This is a genomic window from Bradyrhizobium sp. 132, assembly GCF_023074185.1.
In the GTDB taxonomy this organism is placed as follows: domain Bacteria; phylum Pseudomonadota; class Alphaproteobacteria; order Rhizobiales; family Xanthobacteraceae; genus Bradyrhizobium.
Window position 1 is genome coordinate 1 of record NZ_JADPKY010000126.1, and the last position, 22,413, is coordinate 22,413.

At 63.4% G+C, this 22,413-nt stretch carries 20 protein-coding genes and 1 pseudogene; 10 read left to right on the top strand and 11 right to left on the bottom strand.

All coding sequences use genetic code 11. From position 1 onward, the window contains the following. Both IVA74_RS25650 and IVA74_RS25655 read left to right on the top strand, forming a co-directional pair. A pseudogene (locus IVA74_RS25650) lies at positions 1–369 on the top strand (IS3 family transposase); the annotation flags it as partial. 108 nt (positions 370–477) lie between these two features. Then, on the top strand, positions 478–1,143 hold the full coding sequence (locus IVA74_RS25655; protein ID WP_247349119.1) for a hypothetical protein: 666 nt from the start codon (positions 478–480) through the stop codon (positions 1,141–1,143). Here IVA74_RS25655 and gyrA read toward each other — a convergent pair. Beyond that, entirely contained in the window at positions 1,140–3,872 is a 2,733-nt protein-coding gene (gene gyrA, locus IVA74_RS25660; protein WP_247349120.1) for a DNA gyrase subunit A, read from the bottom strand. The two genes, IVA74_RS25655 and gyrA, sit on opposite strands and share 4 nt — an antisense overlap. Before the next feature lie 375 nt (positions 3,873–4,247). Continuing rightward, positions 4,248–4,745, bottom strand: coding sequence for a single-stranded DNA-binding protein (locus tag IVA74_RS25665; RefSeq protein ID WP_247349121.1), 498 nt, complete (start codon positions 4,743–4,745; stop codon positions 4,248–4,250). A gap of 444 nt (positions 4,746–5,189) precedes the next feature. Between IVA74_RS25665 and IVA74_RS25670 the strand changes: the two genes are divergently transcribed. The 3 genes from IVA74_RS25670 to uvrA all read left to right on the top strand — a co-directional run bounded on the left by IVA74_RS25670 (position 5,190) and on the right by uvrA (position 10,211). Then, the gene (locus tag IVA74_RS25670) at positions 5,190–5,972 is read left to right on the top strand and encodes an outer membrane beta-barrel protein (RefSeq protein WP_247349122.1); all 783 of its coding nucleotides are present in this window, start codon (positions 5,190–5,192) and stop codon (positions 5,970–5,972) included. A gap of 234 nt (positions 5,973–6,206) precedes the next feature. Next, the gene (locus IVA74_RS25675; RefSeq protein WP_247349124.1) at positions 6,207–6,953 is read left to right on the top strand and encodes an outer membrane beta-barrel protein; all 747 of its coding nucleotides are present in this window, start codon (positions 6,207–6,209) and stop codon (positions 6,951–6,953) included. 276 nt (positions 6,954–7,229) lie between these two features. Then, positions 7,230–10,211, top strand: a complete 2,982-nt coding sequence (gene uvrA / locus IVA74_RS25680) for an excinuclease ABC subunit UvrA (protein WP_247349126.1) — start codon at positions 7,230–7,232, stop codon at positions 10,209–10,211. Between the two features lie 47 nt (positions 10,212–10,258). Here the strand turns inward: uvrA and IVA74_RS25685 are convergent, their stop codons facing one another. Both IVA74_RS25685 and IVA74_RS25690 read right to left on the bottom strand, forming a co-directional pair. Next, the gene (locus IVA74_RS25685) at positions 10,259–10,609 is read right to left on the bottom strand and encodes a DUF5615 family PIN-like protein (RefSeq protein ID WP_247349127.1); all 351 of its coding nucleotides are present in this window, start codon (positions 10,607–10,609) and stop codon (positions 10,259–10,261) included. A 3-nt stretch (positions 10,610–10,612) separates the two neighbouring features. Next, positions 10,613–10,834, bottom strand: coding sequence for a DUF433 domain-containing protein (locus IVA74_RS25690; protein ID WP_247349129.1), 222 nt, complete (start codon positions 10,832–10,834; stop codon positions 10,613–10,615). Positions 10,835–10,907: 73 nt separating this feature from the next. Here IVA74_RS25690 and IVA74_RS25695 point away from each other — a divergent pair, with 73 nt between their 5' ends. Continuing rightward, positions 10,908–11,540 (top strand): HAD-IA family hydrolase, encoded by a 633-nt coding sequence (locus IVA74_RS25695; RefSeq protein WP_247349131.1) that lies wholly within the window; start codon positions 10,908–10,910, stop codon positions 11,538–11,540. 26 nt (positions 11,541–11,566) lie between these two features. Here the strand turns inward: IVA74_RS25695 and IVA74_RS25700 are convergent, their stop codons facing one another. The 5 genes from IVA74_RS25700 to IVA74_RS25720 all read right to left on the bottom strand — a co-directional run bounded on the left by IVA74_RS25700 (position 11,567) and on the right by IVA74_RS25720 (position 18,054). Next, positions 11,567–12,511, bottom strand: a complete 945-nt coding sequence (locus IVA74_RS25700) for a cytochrome D1 domain-containing protein (protein ID WP_247349132.1) — start codon at positions 12,509–12,511, stop codon at positions 11,567–11,569. Positions 12,512–12,513: 2 nt separating this feature from the next. Next, the gene (locus tag IVA74_RS25705; RefSeq protein WP_247349133.1) at positions 12,514–13,083 is read right to left on the bottom strand and encodes an SRPBCC family protein; all 570 of its coding nucleotides are present in this window, start codon (positions 13,081–13,083) and stop codon (positions 12,514–12,516) included. Positions 13,084–14,039: 956 nt separating this feature from the next. After that, entirely contained in the window at positions 14,040–14,900 is an 861-nt protein-coding gene (locus tag IVA74_RS25710) for a DUF296 domain-containing protein (protein ID WP_247349134.1), read from the bottom strand. Positions 14,901–14,909: 9 nt separating this feature from the next. Continuing rightward, on the bottom strand, positions 14,910–16,517 hold the full coding sequence (locus tag IVA74_RS25715) for an acyl-CoA synthetase (RefSeq protein ID WP_247349135.1): 1,608 nt from the start codon (positions 16,515–16,517) through the stop codon (positions 14,910–14,912). 601 nt (positions 16,518–17,118) lie between these two features. Continuing rightward, positions 17,119–18,054 carry a tetratricopeptide repeat protein gene (locus tag IVA74_RS25720; protein ID WP_247349136.1) on the bottom strand — a complete coding sequence of 312 codons (936 nt, stop codon included), beginning with the start codon at positions 18,052–18,054 and terminating at the stop codon, positions 17,119–17,121. 103 nt (positions 18,055–18,157) lie between these two features. On the opposite strand from IVA74_RS25720, the gene IVA74_RS25725 reads away from it, so the two are divergent. Then, positions 18,158–18,433 (top strand): GNAT family N-acetyltransferase, encoded by a 276-nt coding sequence (locus tag IVA74_RS25725; protein ID WP_247349137.1) that lies wholly within the window; start codon positions 18,158–18,160, stop codon positions 18,431–18,433. Between the two features lie 54 nt (positions 18,434–18,487). Here the strand turns inward: IVA74_RS25725 and IVA74_RS25730 are convergent, their stop codons facing one another. Beyond that, on the bottom strand, positions 18,488–18,889 hold the full coding sequence (locus IVA74_RS25730; protein WP_247349138.1) for a DUF3597 domain-containing protein: 402 nt from the start codon (positions 18,887–18,889) through the stop codon (positions 18,488–18,490). A 331-nt stretch (positions 18,890–19,220) separates the two neighbouring features. Here IVA74_RS25730 and IVA74_RS25735 point away from each other — a divergent pair, with 331 nt between their 5' ends. Continuing rightward, positions 19,221–20,129, top strand: a complete 909-nt coding sequence (locus IVA74_RS25735; protein WP_247349139.1) for a DUF2189 domain-containing protein — start codon at positions 19,221–19,223, stop codon at positions 20,127–20,129. A 130-nt stretch (positions 20,130–20,259) separates the two neighbouring features. After that, a complete protein-coding gene (locus IVA74_RS25740; protein WP_247349140.1) occupies positions 20,260–21,084 on the top strand; it encodes a lytic murein transglycosylase in 825 nt (274 codons plus the stop codon). 72 nt (positions 21,085–21,156) lie between these two features. Here IVA74_RS25740 and IVA74_RS25745 read toward each other — a convergent pair whose 3' ends face one another. Next, positions 21,157–21,483 (bottom strand): hypothetical protein, encoded by a 327-nt coding sequence (locus IVA74_RS25745; protein ID WP_247349142.1) that lies wholly within the window; start codon positions 21,481–21,483, stop codon positions 21,157–21,159. 651 nt (positions 21,484–22,134) lie between these two features. Between IVA74_RS25745 and IVA74_RS25750 the strand changes: the two genes are divergently transcribed. Next, a complete protein-coding gene (locus IVA74_RS25750) occupies positions 22,135–22,287 on the top strand; it encodes a DUF1127 domain-containing protein (protein ID WP_247349143.1) in 153 nt (50 codons plus the stop codon). The last annotated feature ends 126 nt before the right edge of the window (positions 22,288–22,413 follow it).

Below are 22,413 nucleotides of genomic sequence, written 5' to 3' on the forward strand. Positions count from 1 at the left end.
AATGGGGCTCGTCCTGACCGCGCCGATCGGCGCCTTACAACGTTCATCGCAACCTCCTACCTCCGAGTGTTGCGACGACCGTTTGAATCCGCCCAATACACCAGCGAACAGTTCCAGAGGCTGATGGCCGATCACGGCGTGGTCTGCTCGATGAGCCGGTCAGGCAATGTCTGGGACAACGCTGCAATGGAGAGCTTCTTCTCGTCCTTGAAGACCGAGCGAACAGCGCGCAAAGTGTACCGGTCACGCAACGAGGCCAAGGCCGACGTGTTCGACTACATCGAGCGCTTCTACAATCCGAAGCGAAGGCATTCGACGATCGGATATCTGAGCCCTATGGAGTTCGAACGGAAGGTTGGATTAGCTTAAGCCGGTGTCAACAGAACCGGGTGCAGCTCAGAGACTATTGATCAGGATGCGGCCAATCTCGAAGCAGCAGTAAAATCAAACTCCCTTTACCTCTTTGATGAGCGAGCGGTGAAGACTGCACTCGTTCGGGCCTCACGTATTGCTCCCGCTATCGTCCACTCGCGAATCCTGTGGGTCGACGACAAACCAAATGAAATTGTGAACGCGGCAATTGCGGACTTTCTAGAACAAACGCTCAAACTAATCGTCGTTCAGGTTCCGACAACGGCAGAGGCACTCGAAGCCATGCGGATCAGTCCATTCGACTTGCTTATTACAAACATCTGGCGGCCAAAAGATCCCGACAATCGCCAACGCAAGCTCGACCGCTGTCGAGTGCACTATTTTGATTTTCCGGATCCCAGCTTGACCAAGGCCTTTATGAAAGCTGACGAGCTCCAACAGTATGGAGCGGAGATGGCGAAATCGCGCGCGTTAGTTCGCTTCAATGAAGAGCAAAACACCCATAGTCCAGCCGGATTTGGAATGGCCGAAATGTTAGTTTCCGCTCCGGGAACCAATAGTAGCAAGCCTGAAATTATCTTCTTTTCTGCAGCAAGTGCCGAAGTTGCCCGACCCGTTTGCGGTTACAAGATCACGAATAGAATTGATGTGCTCCTAAATTCTATCGTCAGCGTCTTAGGCGAGAGGCACGCCGACGTGCTTGCAAAAAAGCCTTGGGAGCCAGAAAAGCCGAGTTCGGTCGAACCGAAATCGCCCCGTAGCCGGCGTTAGTTCCCGTTCTCGCCGTTCCCGCTCTCGGCCTCTTCCGTGATGTGCTCGACCGAGACGACATGCTCGTCCTCGGCGGTGTCGAACACGATCACGCCCTGCGTCGAGCGGCCGGCCACGCGGATACCTTCGACCGGGCAGCGGATCAGCTGGCCCTTGTCGGTGACCAGCATGATCTGGTCGGCCTCTTCCACCGGGAAGGAGGCCACGAGGTTGCCGTTGCGGTTGTTGACGCTCATGGCGACGATGCCTTTGCCGCCGCGGCCCGTGGTGCGGTACTCGTAGGACGAAGTCCGCTTGCCATAGCCATTGACGGAGACGGTCAGCACGACCTGCTCGGCCGCCGACAGCTCGACATAGCGCTCCTGGGCGAGCTGGTAGCTGCCCGAGGTCTCCTCGGCCTCGGCATCCACTGCTGCTTCCTCAGTCGCGGCTTCGCCGACGACTGCACGGCGCATCTTCAGGTACGCCGAGCGCTCCTCCGATGAGGTCTCGACATGACGCAGAATCGCCAGCGAGATCACCTTGTCGCCCTCGCCAAGCGCAATGCCGCGCACGCCCATCGAGGTACGCCCGGTGAACACGCGCACGTCAGTGACGGGGAAACGGATGCACTGGCCGCCGGCGCCGGTCAAAAGCACGTCGTCGTGTTCGGTGCAGATCTGCACGTCGACGATCGCTTCATTTTCGTCGAGCTTCATCGCGATGATGCCGGAGCGGCGGACGTCGACGAAATCGGACAGCTTGTTGCGCCGGACGTTGCCGCCTGTCGTGGCGAACATCACGTCGAGGTTGCCCCAGGTGGATTCATCCTCCGGCAGCGGCATGATGGTGGTGATGCGCTCGCCCTGCTCCAGCGGCAGGATGTTGATCAGCGCCTTGCCGCGCGCGTTCGGCGCGGCCATCGGCAGGCGCCAGACCTTTATCTTGTAGACCTGGCCGCGCGAGGAGAAGAACAGCATCGGCGTGTGCGTGGAGGCCACGAACAGACGGCTGACGAAATCCTCGTCGCGGGTCTGCATGCCGGCGCGGCCCTTGCCGCCGCGGCGCTGCGCGCGATAGGCCGACAGCGGCACGCGCTTGACGTAGCCGGCGTGGGAGACGGTGACGACCATATCCTCGCGCTGGATCAGGTCCTCGTCCTCGACCTCGCCTTCCTGCTCGATGATGACGGTGCGGCGCGGGGTGGCGAACTCGGCCTTCACTTCGGCGAGCTCGGTCTTGATGATGCCCAGCACGCGGTCGCGCGAGCGCAGGATGTCGAGATAGTCGGCGATCTCACCGGCGAGCTTATCGAGCTCCTCGCGGATTTCGTCACGGCCGAGTGCGGTGAGGCGCTGCAGGCGCAGGTCGAGAATGGCCCTCGCCTGCTCCATCGACAGGCGGATCGTGCCGTTCTCACTGATGCGGTGGCGCGGATCGTCGATCAGCGTCAGCATGTCCTCGACGTCCCGGGCCGGCCAGTCGCGTGACATCAGGGTGTCGCGGGCGGTGGTCGGGTCGGGCGAGGTCCGGATCACGCGGATCATTTCGTCGATATTGGCGACCGCGATCGCCAGACCGACCAGGATATGGGCGCGATCGCGTGCCTTGGCGAGCAGGAACTTGGTGCGCCGCGTGACGACCCGCTCACGGAAGTCGACGAAGATCGCCAGCAGGTCCTTCAGATGCATGATCCGCGGACGGCCGCTGTCGAGCGCCACCATGTTGACGCCGAAGCTCGTCTGTAGCGGGGTGAATCTGTACAGCTGATTCAGCACCACATCCGGCACGGCGTCGCGCTTCAATTCGATGACGACGCGGTAGCCGTCGCGATCCGATTCATCACGCAGGTCGCCGATGCCCTCGATCTTCTTTTCCTTCACCAGCTCGGCGATGCGCTCGACCATCGTCGCCTTGTTCACCTGGTAGGGAATCTCGGTGATGATGATCGCCTCGCGCTCCTTGCGGATGGTCTCGATCGCGACCTTGCCGCGCATCATGACCGAGCCGCGGCCGAGGTGATAGGCGGCGCGGATGCCCTGCCGTCCGAGAATGACGCCGCCGGTCGGGAAATCCGGTCCCGGCACGATGTTGATGAGCTCGTCGATGGTGAGCGCGGGGTTGTCGATCAACGCGACGCAGGCGTCGATGACCTCGCCGAGATTGTGCGGCGGGATGTTGGTGGCCATGCCGACCGCGATGCCGCCGGCGCCGTTGACGAGCAAGTTCGGGAACTTGGCCGGCAGGACCGACGGCTCGGTCTCGTTGTTGTCGTAGTTCGGCTGGAAGTCGACGGTGTCCTTGTCGATGTCGGCCAGCAGAGCCAGCGCCACCTTCGTCAACCGGGCTTCCGTGTAACGATAGGCAGCCGGGGGATCGCCGTCGACCGAGCCGAAATTGCCCTGGCCATCGATCAACGGCACGCGCATGGAGAAGTTCTGCGCCATCCGGACCATGGCGTCGTAGATCGACTGGTCGCCATGCGGATGATATTTACCGATGACGTCGCCGACCACGCGGGCGGACTTGACGTACTTCTTGTCGGGCGTGTGCCCCTGCTCGTTCATCGAGTACAGGATGCGGCGATGCACCGGCTTGAGGCCGTCGCGGGCGTCAGGCAGCGCCCGCGCCACGATCACGCTCATGGCGTAATCGAGATAGGACTTCTTCATCTCCTCGAAGATGGAGACGGGGCGAATATCCGAGGGTTGCGCCGGCTGGTCGCCGGGCTTGTCGTCGTCGTCAGCCAAGGGGAAATCCGGTGAGGTTTTATCTGGGAATCATATAGCGCATCGAGGCTCGGATAACCACCCTTGCGAGGCTTGGGCAAGCGCTTTTTCCGCCTATTTTTCCAATAACTTAAGCCCTTGCGAGCCAGGTCTCGGACGGCCGCCACTCGACCTTGCAAAATCGCCTGGAACACCTGGAAAACCGTGCGGCGAACGTGCCCGTCAGCGCGCCTGCCGAGACGCAATCCGAGTTCAACCCAAACATGAAGCGGGCTCGGAAATCCCGAGCCCGTCCTGCCGATTAGCGAGATTTGCTGACACGACACGAGAAGCGCCGCCCCATCCGGCCGGCGCGTCGGCATCGTGCGATACGCCGCGTTCTTGGAACGGGATCGCTCAGAACGGGATATCGTCGTCCATGTCGTTGTTGCGGCCACCGCCGCCGGCGGCAACGGGGCGGCGCGGCGCGCTGCTGACCGGACCCGATGAGCCGAAATCGCCGCCCGGCTCGTCGCCGAAGCTGCCGGCTCCGCCGCCGCCGCTGCGACCGTCCAGCATCGTCAGCGTCGAGTTGAAGCCCTGCAGCACGACCTCGGTCGAGTACTTCTCCACGCCGCTCTGGTCGGTCCATTTGCGGGTCTGGAGCGCACCCTCGACGTAAATCTTGGCGCCCTTCTTCAGATACTGCTCGGCGACCTTGCAAAGCCCTTCATTGAAGATCACGACGCGGTGCCACTCGGTCTTTTCCTTGCGCTCGCCGGTCGCCTTGTCGCGCCACGTCTCCGAGGTGGCGACGCTCAGATTGGCGATCGGCCGCCCGTCCTGGGTGCGGCGGATTTCAGGATCCTTGCCGAGATTTCCAACCAGAATGACCTTGTTGACGCTTCCCGCCATCGCCGCTCTCCACTCCGAATGCCACTGAATTTGAATGCCACTGAATTTCACGAGGCGGGCCGCGCCCGCGGCCTCTGCCACCCTGCTGAGGACCCTATACGCTCGCAAGGGACGCTCAGCCCATGATCCCTCCGGTTATCCCCAAATATAGCATCTATTTGGATCTCGTTCCAGATTTGTTCCTGCAAACCCGACATTCGGTCGCTCGCGGATGCTTCATCTGCAGAAGCGTTGGATGGAACCTTTGTAGGTTCCGTCCGAAGAGCAGAACAACTTAACATTCAGCAAGTTATTGGCGCTTTCACCGCCTGCCATTGTTGCATCCGGGCGACGGACTCTGCCGCTCGATGGAGCTACCGTCTCCTCGGACTTAGTTCATATGGGCGTCACGCCTGATCAGCCGCTTCGGATCAACAAGAAGCGACGAACCTGGGGAGACTGGCAATGAATAAGCTTGTGTTTGGTGCAATCGGTGCCGTGGCGTTGAGCGTATCGGCTCCCGCAAGCGCGGCCGATCTGGCGGCGCGTCCCTACACCAAGGCTCCGGCGCCGATGGTTGCAACCATCTATGACTGGAGCGGCTTCTACATCGGCATCAACGGCGGCGGCGGGTCAAGCCACAAGTGCTGGGACTTCGTTACGCCGGTGACCGGTACATTGGTCGGCGAAGGCTGTCACAATGCGACAGGCGGCACAGTCGGCGGGCAGATCGGCTATCGCTGGCAGACGGCCAGTTGGGTGTTCGGCTTTGAAGGCCAGGGCAACTGGGCCGACTTCCGGGGCGACAACGTGAGCACACTGTTTCCGGGCACCGCTTTGGTGACCGGTGATCGCAACCGTTCTCGCATCGATTCTTTCGGGCTCATCACCGGTCAGGTCGGTTACGCCTGGAACAACGTGCTGCTCTACGTGAAGGGCGGCGGCGCCGTGGTCGGTGATAAGTACGACGTCTATGCCGCCGCAGGTACGCCCGGCGCGGGTACGTTGCTGGCTTCGGCGCGTGAAACTCGCTGGGGTGGGACGGTTGGAGCCGGCTTGGAGTTCGGCTTCGCACCAAACTGGTCGCTGGGCTTTGAGTACGACCACATCTTCCTTGGCAATCGCACGATCGGCTTCACAACGCCCGCGGGCGCAACATTCGGAAGCGACCGAATTAGCCAGGATGTCGATATGGGGCTTGTCCGCTTGAACTATCGCTGGGGCGGTCCGGTCCTCGCGAAGTACTGATCCAACTGACATCATTCAAGAACTCCAAGGCCGGCCTTCGCGCCGGCCTTTTCGTTTCCGTTCCCCGACGGGAATAACAGGTCAACAAGTGCTCCATTTTCAGGCTGCTGTGGCCGGCGGGACACACAACTTGCGGCTTTAGTGGTGTAAGAGTGACATCAGTTGGACGAGAGTGTCCGATGCCTTTCCCGAATAGGGAGGGCAACAGAAACTGGGGACTGGGATTAGTTGAAAATGAAAAAGATTTTGTTGGCTTCGGCCTGTTTGTTCGCTCTCGCTGCCCCGGCTTCGGCCGCTGATCTCGCGGCGCGCCCCTACACCAAGGCTCCGGTGGCTATGGCTTCGGTCTACAACTGGACCGGCTTCTACATCGGCGCCAACGCCGGTGGCGGCTCGAGCCACAATTGCTGGGATACGACCTCGGTGCTTGGCGCACCAGTCCCCGTCACGGCTGAAGGCTGCCACAATGCAACCGGCGCCATCGTCGGCGGCCAGATCGGCTATCGCTGGCAGTCCAGCAATTGGGTGTTCGGCCTCGAAGCCCAGGGCGATTGGGCTGACCTGAAGGGCTCGAGCACCAGCTCGCCCGCCGCGTTCTTCCCGCTGGTCAACAACACCAAAATCGACGCCATCGGCCTCTTCACCGGTCAGGTGGGTTATGCCTGGAACAACGTGCTCTGGTACGTGAAGGGCGGCGCGGCCGTCACCCACAACAAGTTCAGCGGCACTCTGGGTGGCGTCACCCTCGATACCGCCAACGAAACCCGTTGGGGCGGCACGGTCGGCACCGGCATCGAGTTCGGCTTCGCTCCGAACTGGTCGGTCGCCGTCGAATATAACCACCTGTTCATGGGCAAGCACACCGACAGCTTCACCTTCCTCGGTGTGAACACCCGCAGCGACAGCATCAAGCAGGACGTGGATATGGCCACGGTTCGCCTGAACTATCGCTTCGGCGGTCCGATCGTCGCGAAGTACTGATCTGCACGACCGAGGTCACATCGTTACGAAAGGCCGGCCTTGCGCCGGCCTTTTTGTTTGCGCGGTCTCCTGCAGCGTAGTTCCGCTGGCCCTCCTGCTGCCAGATGCCGCCAGCGCGCCAACAATCCGTTGACGATTCGCAAAGGCCACTGGAAATCCCTCCTCGTTCTTCCTACGTTCGCTGACATACCCATCGGCACCGATCCCGGTTCCGGGCGAAGCGCGCCTTCCAGTTGGCGCGATCGCGCGCTTTTGGGATTCTTGAGGACCACCAGGATGGACGAAGTGATCAAGGCGAAGCGCCAACAGCCGAACGTGGGATCAAACCTGCGCGCAATTACGATCCGTGGCGCGCGCGAGCACAACCTCAAGAACGTCGACGTCGAGATTCCCCGCGACAAGCTGGTGGTGTTCACGGGGCTGTCAGGCTCCGGCAAATCCTCGCTCGCCTTCGACACCATCTATGCCGAGGGCCAGCGCCGCTACGTCGAATCGCTATCGGCCTATGCGCGCCAATTCCTGGAGATGATGCAGAAGCCCGACGTCGACCAGATCGACGGCCTGTCGCCTGCGATCTCGATCGAGCAGAAGACAACGTCGAAGAACCCGCGCTCCACCGTGGGCACCGTCACCGAAATCTACGACTACATGCGCCTGTTGTGGGCACGCGTCGGCGTGCCCTATTCGCCGGCCACAGGCCTTCCGATCGAGAGCCAGACCGTCTCGCAGATGGTCGATCGCGTCTTGGCGCTCCCCGAGGGCACGCGCCTCTATCTGCTCGCGCCGGTCGTGCGCGGCCGCAAGGGCGAGTACCGGAAAGAGCTCGCCGAATGGCTCAAGAAGGGCTTTCAGCGCGTCAAGATCGACGGCACCTTCCATGAACTCAGCGAGGCGCCGACCCTCGACAAGAAATTCCCGCATGACATCGACGTCGTCGTCGACCGCATCGTGGTGCGCGCCGACATCGGCCAGCGCCTCGCCGAAAGCTTTGAGACCGCGCTGAAACTCGCCGAGGGCCTCGCCGTCATCGAATTCGCTGATGCGCCGGCTGCGGCAGCACCCGCGGAAGAGAAAAAGAAGACCGCAAAGATCCACGACAAGAGCGGACCCGAGCGCATGCTGTTCTCGGAAAAGTTCGCCTGCCCGGTCTCCGGCTTCACCATCCCCGAGATCGAGCCCAGGCTTTTCTCCTTCAACAATCCCTATGGCGCCTGCCCCGCTTGTGGCGGCCTCGGCGTCGAGCAGCATGTCGATGAAGACCTCGTCATCCCCGACAAGGAGCTCCCCATTGGCAAGGGCGCGATCGCGCCCTGGGCCAAGTCCTCCTCGCCCTATTACATTCAGACGCTGACTGCGCTCGGCAAGCACTACAAGTTCACGCTGACCACCAAATGGAAGGATCTGCCGAAGAAGACGCAGAACGCGATCCTCCACGGCTCCGGCGAGGACGAGATCAAATTCTCGTATGAAGACGGCGTCCGCTCATACGACACCAAGAAGCCGTTCGAGGGCGTGATCACCAACATCAACCGCCGCTATCGCGAGACCGAAAGCGAGTGGGCGCGCGAGGAGCTGTCGAAATATTTCCACGACGTGCCCTGCGGAGGCTGCAACGGCTTTCGGCTCAAGCCCGAGGCGCTCTGCGTCAAGATCGGCGGCAAGCACATCGGTGACATCTCGGAGATGTCGGTCAAGGGCGCCGGCGCGTGGTTCGAGACCGTGCCGGAGGCGTTGAACGCGCAGCAGAACGAAATCGCCGGCCGCATCCTGAAAGAGATTCGCGAGCGCCTGACCTTCCTGCTCGACGTGGGCCTGAACTATCTCACGCTGTCCCGCTCCTCCGGTACGCTGTCCGGCGGCGAGAGCCAGCGCATCCGCCTGGCCTCGCAGATCGGCTCGGGGCTGACCGGCGTGCTCTACGTGCTAGACGAGCCCTCGATCGGCCTGCACCAGCGCGACAACGCGCGCCTGCTCGACACGCTGAAGCGGCTTCGCGACCTCGGCAACACCGTGATCGTGGTCGAGCACGACGAGGACGCGATCCTGCTGGCCGACTACGTCCTCGACATCGGCCCCGGCGCCGGCATGCATGGCGGCAACATCATCGCCGAAGGCACGCCGGCCGAGATCATGCGCAACCCGAAATCGCTGACCGGCAAATATCTCACCGGCGAGCTCGAGGTCGAGGTGCCGGAGCGGCGTCCGCCGAACCATCGCCGCACCATCAAGGTGGTGAACGCGCGCGGCAATAATCTCAAGAACGTCACGGCCGAAATTCCGCTCGGCCTGTTCACCTGCGTCACCGGCGTCTCCGGCGGCGGCAAGTCGACGCTGCTGATCGACACGGTCTACAAGGCCATCGCCCGCAAGCTGAACAATGCCAGCGAGGGCGCCGCGCCGCACGACCGCATCGAGGGCCTCGAGCACATCGACAAGATCATCGACATCGACCAGTCGCCGATCGGCCGCACGCCGCGCTCCAATCCCGCGACCTATACCGGCGCCTTCACACCGATCCGCGAATGGTTCGCCGGCCTGCCCGAGTCGAAAGCACGCGGCTACGAGCCCGGCCGCTTCTCCTTCAACGTCAAGGGCGGCCGCTGCGAGGCCTGCCAGGGCGACGGCGTCATCAAGATCGAGATGCACTTCCTGCCCGACGTCTACGTCACCTGCGACGTCTGCAAGGGCAAGCGCTACAACCGCGAGACGCTGGAGGTCCTGTTCAAGGGCAAGAGCATCGCCGACGTGCTCGACATGACCGTGGAGGAAGCGGCCGAGTTCTTCAAGGCGGTCCCGCGCGTGCGCGAGACGTTCCAGACACTGCATCGCGTCGGCCTCGACTACATCCACGTCGGCCAGCAGGCCACAACGCTCTCCGGCGGGGAAGCCCAGCGCGTCAAGCTCGCAAAGGAGCTGTCAAAGCGCGCCACCGGCCGCACGCTCTACATCCTGGACGAGCCGACCACCGGGCTGCACTTCCACGACGTCAAGAAGCTGCTGGAGGTGCTGCACGAGCTGGTCGCGCAGGGCAACACGGTGGTGGTGATCGAGCACAATCTCGAAGTCATCAAGACCGCCGACTGGGTGATCGACCTCGGTCCCGAAGGCGGCGACGGCGGCGGCGAAATCGTCGCCTGGGGCCCCCCGGAAGACATCGCCAAAGCGCCGCGGAGCTACACAGGCAAGTTTCTGGCCCCGGTGCTGGCGAAGGCGCGGAAGCCGAAGCGGAGACGGGCGGCGAGCGAGGCGGCGGAGTGATCTCCCTGGCCTCGAGTAGGTTGGGATGATCGACGGTCTCCGCGGCGCTAGAGGGGACGGGATCGGAAACGAACCTCGTCAATCACGACATATCGGCCGAACAGTCCCTGGCCGAACTGATCTATGGCCTCCAGCAGCCGTGCTTTCACGAGCGGCCCGTTCTCTGGACCGATACGCAGCAAGATCAAGCCTGGAACGGCGTGGCCGCGACGAAAGACAAGCTCGCCAAAGTCCTTGTCAGCCGTGAGGAGAAGACGTCCCTCCTGGGACGCCAGCGCAATGACATCTACATCGCTCAGACTGGCAGCAAACTCGGCGATGTAGAGCACGTCGTGACCGGCACCGCGGAGCTCTCGAACCAAAGAGACTGTAACGCATTCGTCCGCGAGCCAGAGCACGATTCAGCGATAAATAATGTCTTCGTCGGCCAGATAGTCGGCCGCAAAGGCCTGCGCCGCCCGCACGTCAGCGGCGGTCAGCCGCGGGTGCTCCGCGATGATCGCCTCGGTGGTCATCCCCCCGCCCAGCTCGCGCAGCACGAGTTCAACCGGCACACGCGTCCCACGGATGACAGGTTTGCCGTCCATGATCGCCGGGTTGATTTCAATCCGCTCGTGCCGCATGGCTGTCCTCGAACTGTTCCGTACTATAGCACGCGACATTTAGCTTGTCAGCGAACTCCAAAACCCGTCTCCCATGCCCTACACCCTCGCCATCTTCGATCTCGACGGCACGCTGGCCGACAGCTTTCCGTGGTTCCTGCGCGTCATCAACGATGTCGCCGATCGCTTCAAATTTCGCCGTGTCGCGGATGAGGATATCGAGGCTCTGCGGCATGCTTCGAGCCGCGAGATTCTGGCTCGGCTCGAGGTACCACTGTGGAAGCTGCCGGCGATCGCGCGCCATGCGCGGCGGCTGAAGGCGGAGGCGGCGGCGGAGATCTTTCTGTTTGCGGGCGTCGAGGCGATGCTGCAAACACTCGCCGGAAACGGTGTGCAGCTGGCGTTGGTGACGTCGGACAGCGAGGCCAATGCGCGCGAGAAGCTTGGCGATTCCGCCGCGCTGTTCGCGCATTTCGATTGCGCGGCGTCGCTGTTCGGCAAGGCCGCGAAATTCCGCCGGGTCATCCGCCGCGCCGGCGTGGAGCCGGACAAGGTCATCTCGATCGGCGACGAGGTGCGTGACATCGAGGCGGCGCGGGCCGTCGGGATTGCCTGCGGTGCGGTGTGCTGGGGTTATGCGGCGCCGGCGGCGCTGCGGGCGCTGGCGCCGGATCATGTGTTTGAGCGGATGGATGAGGTCGTGCGAACGTTGTTTCCAGTGCCGTAGCCCTGACGAGCGTGCACATCAAACCTCTACTCCGTCCTGCGCAAGAACGCCCCGAACGCGCGCGGGCCGTCGCCGGTCTTCACCTCGCCGATCACCTTCAGCTCGGCCGCGTCGATGATGCTGAGCGTGTTACTCTCCCAGCAGGCGACGATGATGCGCTTGCCGTCCGCGGTCGCGGCGATGCCTTCGGGGTAGTCGCCGACATTGATGCGCTTCACCGGCTTCAGCGTCGCCAGATCGAACACGCTGACCGTGCCGCCATATTGGTCGGTGACGAAGCCGCGGCCCAGCGTCAGCGCCACCGCATAGGGTCGCATCCCGACCGGCACGCGGGCGATTTCGCGCGCTTCTGCGATATCGATCACGGAGACGTCGTTGGAGCCGACATTGGCGGTGTAGGCGCGCCTGCCCTCGGCATCGATGCTGACGCCGAATGGACGCGTGCCGACCTTGATGGTTGCCTTGCGCTGGCGCGTCGCGGTGTCCACCACCGAGACGCTGTCGTCGTCGCGGTCGGCCGAGAGCAGCAGCTTGCCATCCGGCGTCACCGCGAGGCCCGACGGCGAGGCGCCGACCGCGATGCTGGCCGTGACGCTGTGGCTCGCCGCGTCGATCACCCGCACCGCCGCCGCATACCAGTCCGCGACATAGACGGTCCGGCCATCAGGCGCGACGGCAATGCCGAGCGGCCCGCCGCCGACCTCGATCCGCCCCGCAACCTGCCGCGTTGCTGCATCCACCACCGTCACGGCCTTGGCATCCGGGCTCGTCACATAGGCAAAGCGTCCGTCCGCGCTGACGGCGACGCCGGCCGGCTTGCCGCCGATTGGGATGATTGCCACGCTGCGCGCCGTGGCGAGGTCCACGATCATCAGATCGTCGCTGAGCTGGTTGGTGACGAACGCCTCTTCGGCGGATGCGTGCGCAAGGCAAAGGCCGGCGGCCAGCGCCGCCAGGACCAGCGCCCGCACGGTCAGCTTCCGCTCTCGATCTTCTTCTTCAGCGACTCGAGGCCGGCCTGATACAGCCCCTTCACCGCCTTGACCGCGGCCGCGTCACTCAGCTCCGGCGGCGGCTCGTTGTTGGGGAAGCCGCGGTAGAACGCGCCGGCCCATTCCAGCGTCGAGCCCTTGCCGTCGGCGCTCGGCGTCACCGTCAGCGTCGAGGAATAATTGGTCACCGGCAGCACCTTCACGTCCACATTGGTGATCCGGTAGGAATAGGTCATGGCAGCGGCGTCGAACTTGTAGAGCTCCTCGTCGACGGTCGCTCCTCCCGTCAGCGTCAGCTTCCGGGTGGCGCCGATCTCGTTGCCCTTCTCGCCCTCGGTCTTGGTGACCGGCGGCAGCCAGCTCATGTCCTGGAAATTGCCCATCGCGGCCCACACCTTGGCCGGGGCGGCGTTGATCTCGATGGATTCGCGCACCTTCTGCCGGGTCGGACCGTGGGCCCAGGCCGGCGCAAACGCCGCCGTCAAAGCCGCTGCTCCCGCCGCCGTCAGCGCCGCCACCAATAGCGTGCGCCGTCCAATCGTCACCCTCATCTCGTTCCCTCATACGTCTCGTTGATCGTGCGCGACTTGAGGCGCGCTGCGATCATCCTAGCTCATTTTGGGGCCGTGGGGAGACCGGTACATGGCGCCGTTGCGGCGAAGATATACGCAACCCACAACCTCTTGCGCCGCCCGGCAGGCAAAACATCCCACCGCGAGGTCAACGCTATCGCGTCAAAATATTTCTCTTTATCCGTATTTCGGATTATCGTATAGAGAGCCATCCCAACCCGGCCGAGGGGCGGATCGCGATCGTCACGAACGCGGGATGGGACGTGGTGGACGCGGGCGGCGTCGGCGCGAGGCTGGTTGCAGGGCGGATCACTCCGTGAGCAGCGATCCGCGCGCACACGACCGGTGCAGCCCGCGTACGGCAAAATCGTGTGGTCCTGGCGCCCGGGGTCTGTGCGCCAAATCTTGTGGTGATGTGACGGCCCGACCGGGTCTGCAACATCAGCCATCTGCAAGGCGACGGGGGCAATAGTGCATCGCTCCCCGGGGAGAGCACGACATAAGCCGTAAAACCACTGCGCAGGGAAGGCCGGTCGTTTGGCTTCACCTGTATGCCGCTGTGCAGCTTTCGTAACGCAACTTTCGCACAGTGGACCGCGGGTGCCAGCCGGCGCCCGGCCTTCCCTGCGCCCTCGGCACTTTTGGGGGCGGCAACTGCCGCAAAGCTCGGGCACGATGTGCCGCGAGAACGGGAAACCGCGCGGACTATGTGGGTTGAAATACGAAGATGGATTTTGCTCCCGTGCCCCGGACGCGGCGCAGTGCCCCTTCGGCGGTGCGGTGCAGAGCCGGGGCCTATGCATCAGCAATCCGTGCGGCTTACTGGGTCCCGGCTCTGCACCGCACCGCTACGCGCTGCGTCGCGTCCGGGACACGAGAGTGGAGAATGCAGTTGCCTCCACTCCGTCATTGCGAGCTCAGGCGCCGGTCGCTCATTACTCCAGCGCTTCCAGCACCAGCTCCATCGTCATCAGCACCGGATTGTCGCCGCGGACCAGGCGGCCCTCGGCGATGCCGCCGGTGTAGTCGATCAGGGCGACATCGATCGCAGCTTCCAGCGCGCCGGTGGAGCCGGGCGCAATCGCACCGGCCGTTATCGCAAGCTCGGTCGCGAACGGCTCGGTCACGCCGCCATGGGTGAAGTGCGCGCCGACGGTCGAGCCGACGCCGCCATGGAGCTTCGCACGCACGATGTCGTGCGCACGGCAGAAGTCTTCGAGACAGCCCGCAAAATCCTGATTGGGGCGCAGCCGCATCGCGAAAGCGCGGCTGGTCGTGCGCGCGCCGGTGCTCGCAGCCGCCACCGGCCCGAACAGCTTGAAATTGGTCTCGGGATCGGGCGCGGCGGTGAACATTGCACCATCGACACCAAAGGCCTCGACCTCAAACGGCTCGGCGACATCAGTCTCGTCCGGCAGCATGTGGCCGCCGCTTGTGCGGCCATCGGCCTCCGTCCACAGCCCATGGCAATGAAAGAACGGCGCGCCGTCGCGCAGGCCCAGCGTCATGCTGCCGAGCTTCGTGCGCGTCACGCCGCTGGGCCTGAAGGTCTCGCTGTAGAACGCAGCGTTCTCGCTGGTCTTCGACAGCGCCGGCATGACATAGGCGAAAGGCCCCAGCGCGCCGCTGCCAAAACTCAGCACGCCGCCGGCAAATCCCTCTGCGGCAAAACCGCGGCGCGCGGCTTCCAGCAGCGGCAGACCTGCTTGTATCGTGAAGGAGAAAGCGCGTCCCCTCGCCTCGACCCATTGGATACGCTCTGCGACGGGTGCGCCAGGCTGCTTGATACTCCGCATCGCGTACGCTCAGCCCGCCTGTGTCTTGTCGAGATCGAGCAGCCCGCGCGCCTCGAGCTCGTCGCGCACCATGCGTTTCGGAATCTTGCCATAGCCGGATTTCGGCAAGGCCTCCCAGAAGAAGAACCGCTTCGGCATCTTGTAGCGCGGCACTTTTGGCGAAAGGAACGCCGCCATCTCCGCTTCGCTGACGGGCTTCTCGCCTTCGCGCGCCACGCAGACGGCAACGCCGACCTCGCCCCAGGTCGCATCGGGCACGCCGAGCACTGCAACCTCGCCGACGCAAGGATGGGTCAAGATCTTCTCCTCGATCTCGCGCGGATAGATGTTGGAACCGCCGGAGATGTACATGTCGGAGGCGCGTCCCGTGATGTAGACGAACCCCTCCTCGTCCATGTGACCGAGATCGCCGGTGCGGAACCATCCGTTGCGGAACGCCTTCGCGTTGGCCTCGGGATTGTCGTAATAGCCGGCAAGCACCGCAGGGCCGATCACGCAGATCTCGCCGCTCTGGTTGGCGCCGAGCTCGCGGCCCTCGTCGTCCTGGATCGAGACCTGTATGCCGGTGCGTTCGAAGCCGCAAGTGCCGATCCTCGCGTGCGGGCCGTCCTCGGGATCATGCAGCGCCGCCGGCAGCACCGTGATGTTGCCGGTGACCTCGCCCAGACCAAAATACTGCACGATGACCTTGCCAAGCTTCTTCAGGGCAGCCTTCTGGTCCTCGCGATACATCGGCGCACCGGCATAGATCACCTGGCGCAGCGAGGAATGATCGTATTTGTCTGCGGCGGGATGCTCGACCATCATCTTCAGAATGGTCGGAACGACAAAGAGATTGCTGACGTGATGCGCCTCGATCAGGCGAAACGCCTCGTCGATGTCGAATTTCTCCGTAGGCAGCAGCACAGTGCATACGCCGCGCGCGGTCTGAACCAGCTGATGCACGCCGGCGCCATGCGACAGCGGCGCCACCACCAGCGAGGCGTCCGCTTCGGTGACGCCGGGCGTGAGATCGGCGAGATGGTTGGTGACGACAAAGCCCATCTGGCCATGAGTCAGCACCGCCGCCTTGGAGCGGCCGGTGGTCCCCGATGTGAAGAAGAACCAGCAGGGATCGTCATGCTCGACGGCAACGTTCTCGACGATGTGACTTGCCTGCGAGGCGATGGCGTCGGCAACCGAGCGCTCACCGAATGTGGCCTTGCCGTCAATGCTCCAGGTGAATTCGAGCGCCCCGCCCTTCACGGCCGCGGCGTGCTCGGGAAAATCGACGTGGCACAGAAACGCCTTCGCGCCGGAGGCCTGCGCGAGGTAGGTGACCTCGTCCGGCATCAGGCGGAAATTGGTGGGCACCCAGACGGCGCCAAGCCGAAACGCCGCGAACATCGAAAAGAACATCTCGTCGCCGTTCTTGGAATGAACCAGGATGCGGTCGCCCTTGGCGATGCCGCGCGCGGCGAGTGCTGCGGCGAGCGCCGAGACCTGCGCATCGATCTCGCGCCAGGTCCAGGATCTGTCACCCCAGACGAACCCGGGACGCGATCCATGCCGCCGCGCATTCTGGGTCAGCATGTGAGCGAGATTCATGACGCGGCGGGACATGCGCAGGGGCTGCATCGGGCTTCCTCTTCGATAGCGGACCGCGCGCAAGCTGCCCGCTCATTGCAGCCCATTTATCGCCATAGCCAGTGCCCCTGCAAGGCCGCGAGTCGCAGCGCAGCCCATCCAACCGTTCAGGAAATTTTAAATATGATCGGCGCAACCTCGTTCAGTTCTTGTGTACAGAGTGCCGCATCATGGTCAAAGCGCCCGCCCTCCTCCTGTTGTCGCTGGCGCTTGCCGGATGTGCCGTGGGCCCGCAGGCGCATCTGGCCTCCGATCCCGCCTTCAAGCCTGCGCGCTATGCCTGGGATGGTGCGGGCGAGAATCCCAATCGGCCTCGTGCTGCCTCAGAACCAACCCGGACCGCCGCCTGGTCCGAGCGCAACAGGTCGCAAGCCGGGCTTCAGCCCTATTCGAAAGAATGGTGGCAGGCGCAGGATGGCATCGAGGCCGAGCAGGACGCCAGCGTCAATCGTTCCCTTGTCATCTGCCAGGGATGCCTGCGCCCGCAGCCGCAGCCCGAGGATTCCAGCTCGCCAAAGCGACCGATTGAAGCATCCGGACAATCAGGGCCTGGTAAAAGTCTAACCTCGTCATCGCGCGCAATGACGGAGAGCTACAACGCCCCGAGCTTCCTCAGCTGTTCCTGCGCCGTCGGCAGGCCTGGCTTCAACTCCAGCGCCTTCCTGAAATCGGCGATCGCGCCCTGCTTGTCGCCGAGCCGCAGCTTGGCCTGTCCGCGATTGCTCCACGAGAACACGTCGGAGGGATCGTATTGCAGCGCCTTGTCGTAGTCGGAAAGGCCGCCCTTGCTGTCACCCTGATAGAGCCGGATCATGCCGCGATTGCGCCAGCCGCGCGCGTCGGTCGGCGCAACACGGATCGCCTCGCCATAGTCGGCGGCGGCACGATCGAGCTGCTCACCGTCACGATAGACGTTGCCCCGGTCGATATAGGCAAGCAGATCGGGCGCGAGCTTGATCCGCGTGGTGTAGTCGGCGAGCGCATGCGCCATGTCGTGCTTGCGGTAATACACCAGCGCGCGATTGGCGTAGGCCATTGCGTAATTGGGATCACGCTTGATCGCGGCGTTGAAGTCGGCGAAGGCACCGTCAAGGTCGCCCTTGTTGAAACGCGACTCGCCGCGATTGCTGTAGGCCAGCGCCAGCGACGGATCGAGCTTGATGGCCTGATCGTAATCGGCGATGGCGCGATCATAGTCGCGCTTGAAACTGTAGACGCGGCCGCGGTTGTTGTAGGCGCAGGCGTAGCCGGGGTCGAGCCTGACCGCCTCGTCGAGATCGGACAGCGCGGCGTCGAGCTCGCGCTTCTCGGTGAGCCCATGGCCGCGGTTGCAATAGGCGCCGGCGAGCCGAGATCCGCTCTCGCTCTTCGTGTCGATCACGGTCGAGCAGGCCTTGACCCGTTGGTCCGGCGTGCTGGTCGATCCCACGCAGGCCTTCCAGGCCGGACCGTCTTCGGCCGAAGCCGGCAACGGCGCCGTCGAGATCAGCGCGGCGAGGAGCGCCATCAGGCCGAGCGGGACACGCATTTTCCGGATATCTCCCCTGCGGCAACCTCTCTTGGTCGCACCTTGGCAAGGGCCGGTTCAGGCGCCTAGATCAGAGGCAAGCAGCATGTCGGAAGGATTTTGCATGGCGCCATCGGTACGCGACAACAAGGACAGAAGCCGCTTCGAACTCGATGTCGGCAGCGAAATCGCCTTCGCCAATTACCGGCTGACGCCGTCGGCGGTGATCATCACCCACACCGAGACGCCGCTCGCGTTGCGCGGCCGCGGCATCGCGTCCGAGCTGGTCAAGGGCACGCTGGAACTGATCCGCCGCGACGGCAATAAGGTGATCGCCGGTTGCGGCTTCGTCGTCGATTATCTCGAGAGGCATCCGGAGGATGCCGATCTCGTCGCCTGAATCGGCAAAAGGGCCCGCGAGATCGCGGGCCCTTGGCTGACGACCGAGGGTCGGTCAGTGCTTGATTTCAGGCGGCAGCTTGCCGCCATTGGCGGCGAGCTTGGACATCACCTGCTTGTGCAGCCAGACGTTCATGCTCGCGGAATCATTGGTGTCGCCGCTGTAGCCGAGCTCCTTGGCGAGGTCCTTGCGCGCAGCGAGGCTGGAATCGATATCGAGCGCCTTCATCAGGTCGACGATCGAGGTGCGCCATTCCAGCTTCTCGCCCTTGTGCGCGGCGACCGCCGCATCGACGATCGAAGCGACGTCCACTGTCGCCCCGGGCGAGGCAGCAGGCGCCGATCCGCCAGGCGCGGCGCTAGCGGGCGCGGTGCCCGACGGTGCGCTGCCTGCGGGCGCGGCGGAAGCATGACTGCTGCCGAAGATCGCGCCCATGATTTTCCCGAAAATGCTCATGTCTGCTCCCCGAAAAGGATCCGTTGGAAGGGCCTTGAGTGGCACTTATAGACCAAGTTACGTCGTTGCGCCCGCGAAGTTCGGCGAACCAACACGCAGCATCAGCTTATCTGCGGCGAAATGACGACCGTATGACATTGTCGAGGTTGCACTGCGACATCGAATCTCACCCAAGCGTGAGGGACAGGACTCGCAAATGGGCGTAGCCTTGACGTTCAGCTCGCGGTGCCATCCGGAATTCGCGTCTGGTCGGGATCGCGAAACTCAGAGAAGAGCGGCCGCTTGCGCCGTTTGCCGGCGCCGGATTCGGCCGCCTAAGGAGCAAGCGACCATGGCCACACTTTACCGGGGCAATGTCCCCACCATGGCCCAGCCCGCGGAAGCGGCTGGACCGGCGATCCGAACCATCCAACTCTCCGATCTGCACGATGCGCTCAAGCGCGGCTGGGAAGATTTCAAGGCGGTCCCGAGCCACGCCATCATCCTCTGCGTGATCTATCCTGTGCTGGGCCTCGTGCTCGCCCGCGTGGTGATGGGTTATTCGGTGCTGCCGCTGTTGTTCCCGCTGGCCGCGGGCTTCGCCCTGATCGGCCCGTTCGCCGCGCTCGGTCTCTACGAGCTCTCCAGCCGGCGCGAACGCTATGAGGAGGCCAGCGCCTGGGATGCCATGGAGGTGCTGCGTTCACCCTCCTTCGGCGCCATGCTCGGTCTCGGCGCGCTGCTCCTCGCCCTGTTCGTGACCTGGGTTGCGACCGCGCAGGCGATCTACGTCGCGGCGTTCGGCTATGAAGGCGCATCCGGGATCTCGGATTTTCTGACGCGTGTTCTCACGAGCCCGCAAGGCTGGTGGCTGATCGTGGTCGGCTGCGGCACCGGCTTCCTGTTCGCGCTTGCCGCGCTCTGCATCAGCGCCGTGTCGTTCCCGTTGATGCTCGACCGCCATGCCGGCGCATTCGAGGCGATGGTGACGTCGCTGCGCGTGGTCGCGAAGAACCCGGTGCCGATGGCGGCCTGGGGCCTGATCGTGGCGGTCCTGCTGGCGCTGGGCACCATTCCAGCCTTCCTCGGCCTTGCCGTGGTGATCCCCCTGCTCGGCCATGCCACCTGGCATCTCTACCGGAAGGTGATCGTGTCGGATCCGGGCGCGCGTCCTGCGCCGCCTCCGCCGCATCGTCCGCGGAAGCCGGCCGCCGACTTCCCCGCCAACCTCTTCCCCTGGCGCAATCGGACCGACGCCTGACGATATCGTGACATGCGATCCTGCCCCGGTCCGGGCAGGATCGCACACTGTCATACGCCTTGCTTTGGCCGCGGTTACCACCGAAATTGCGCCCGCCGGTCAGATCACTTCACGGACTTAATTGACTCGAATGACCCCGACGATTTCTCGTCTCGCCCTCGCAGCCTTCCTCATCTCCGCGTCATTCCTATCCGCCCAGCCAGCGCTCGCCGCTGTTGCCTGCGGCTCTGGCAATTTCGACGCCTGGCTTGCGGACTTCAAAACCGACGCCGCGGCCAAAGGCGTCTCGCAACAGGCCATTTCCGCCGGACTCACCGGCGTGACACTCGATCAGGGCGTGCTCAACCGCGACCGCTCGCAAAAGGTCTTCACCCAGACCTTCGAGGAGTTTTCCGGCCGCATGGTGCCGCCGCGCATGACGCGCGGCTCCAACATGATGAAGCAATACGGCTCGGTGCTGTCGCGCATCGAGCAGACCTACGGCGTGCCTGGCGAGGTGCTGGTCGCGATCTGGGGTCTCGAGACCGATTTCGGCGTCAACACCGGCAAGTTCGCGACCATCCGCTCACTGGCGACGCTGGCCTATGACTGCCGGCGCGCCGAGCAGTTTCGCGCCGAGCTGTTGGATGCGCTGCGCATCGTCCAGCGCGGCGACCTGGCACCGGCCGACATGAAGGGCGCCTGGGCCGGCGAGCTCGGCCAGACCCAGTTCATGCCGTCCTCCTGGATGAAATATGCCGTCGATTTCGACGGCAACGGCAAGCGCGATCTCCTGCACAACGCCCCCGACGTGCTCGCCTCCACCGCGAACTATCTCGCTGGTTATGGCTGGCAGCGCGGCAAGGACTGGCAGCCTGGCGCCCCGAATTTTGCGGTGCTCCAGCAGTGGAATAAGAGCGAGGTCTATTCCAAGACCGTCGCCCATTTCGCCACCCAGCTGGCACGCGCCCCTTAAATGTTTGCTGGCCAAAAGCGTAGGGCCGATCGCCCGGCGACCGGCCCTCTCCTGGTGCGTTTTCGAAGTTTCTTATTTGCCCATGGTGGCGTGCATCGCCTTGTTCAGATGGGCGCCGCACGCACCCATTTTGCTGTTGAGCAGCGAGTCCTGCGCGGCCGCGATCTCCTTCTGCGCGACCATCTTGCCGTCGCCATCGGGCATGGCCTCGATCGCGGTCTCGGTCTTCTCCAGATTGGCCGAGCTGCAGCCGCCCATGGCGTGCTTGGCGGCCTGGGCCGGCGCGACGGCGAATGCGACGGCGGCAATTGCGATAACCCCGAGCAACTTCGTCATGATGTTACTTTCCTTCTCTTGTTCTTGGCACAGACCCAGCGACATTGCCGGAATCTGCGACATGACTTTCCTCCGGGCGCGGCAACATGACGCAATAAATTCCTCGCGAGAATTGCGTGATGTTGCGCACCACGCAGAGCCGCATGCGAAACTTCTGATTTTCATTACACCCTCGTAATGAAGGCCACACGTTCAGCGTGTGTGCATTGCACCATGGGGGCGGTTGGAGCTGTGAACCGAGGCTGGGTTGGATCGTCTGCCTTGCAGCCGCCCGTCACGTCGATCCGCCCAGCTCGGAACCAAGCGAATCGCTAACCCCGCGCCCGTCGAAACGTGGCCGCTCGGCCCATAAAATTGAATTTAAATTCATTTTTACTATTTTTGCTCTCATGCGATTCGCGCATGCGAGACTTGGGTGCAGGTGCTAGACAATCGCCTTGCAAACGAATGAAACGAACATTATTTCGTCTCCAATGGGAACCCGGATATATGCGGTAACTCCGTGAATTCACGGTCATTTATAGCGCTCACGCTCCCGTTGCGCCTACCCTTTGGGCGGCAGTGCCTCCGGGTTAATCGTCCGTTACCGGAGCCATGCGCATAGCGCTTAGCTGCACCGCAACATCGGAACTTCCGCACTGCACCACTCTCACCTATATTCATTTCAACGATGACGCTCGGGCAAGGGCTGAATCGAACTACAGGAGACTACCAATGCTGCTCTCGCTCATCCGCATGATCCAGGCGTTCCGGGACTATCAGCGCAATGTTGCCGAGCTGTCCCAGCTCAGCGATCGCGAATTGGCCGATATCGGCCTCGATCGCTCGGACATCGCGCGCGTTGCCGCCGGTCAGTATCAGGGCTGATATCGTTCAGCCCTTCACCGGACAAACCGATAGCGCCCGCCTCGTGCGGGCGTTGTCGCATCCAGTGGCAGAAAACTCGATCTCGGCGATTCCACTCGTCGCCGAAAAGCGCTACCTGTCCGCCCC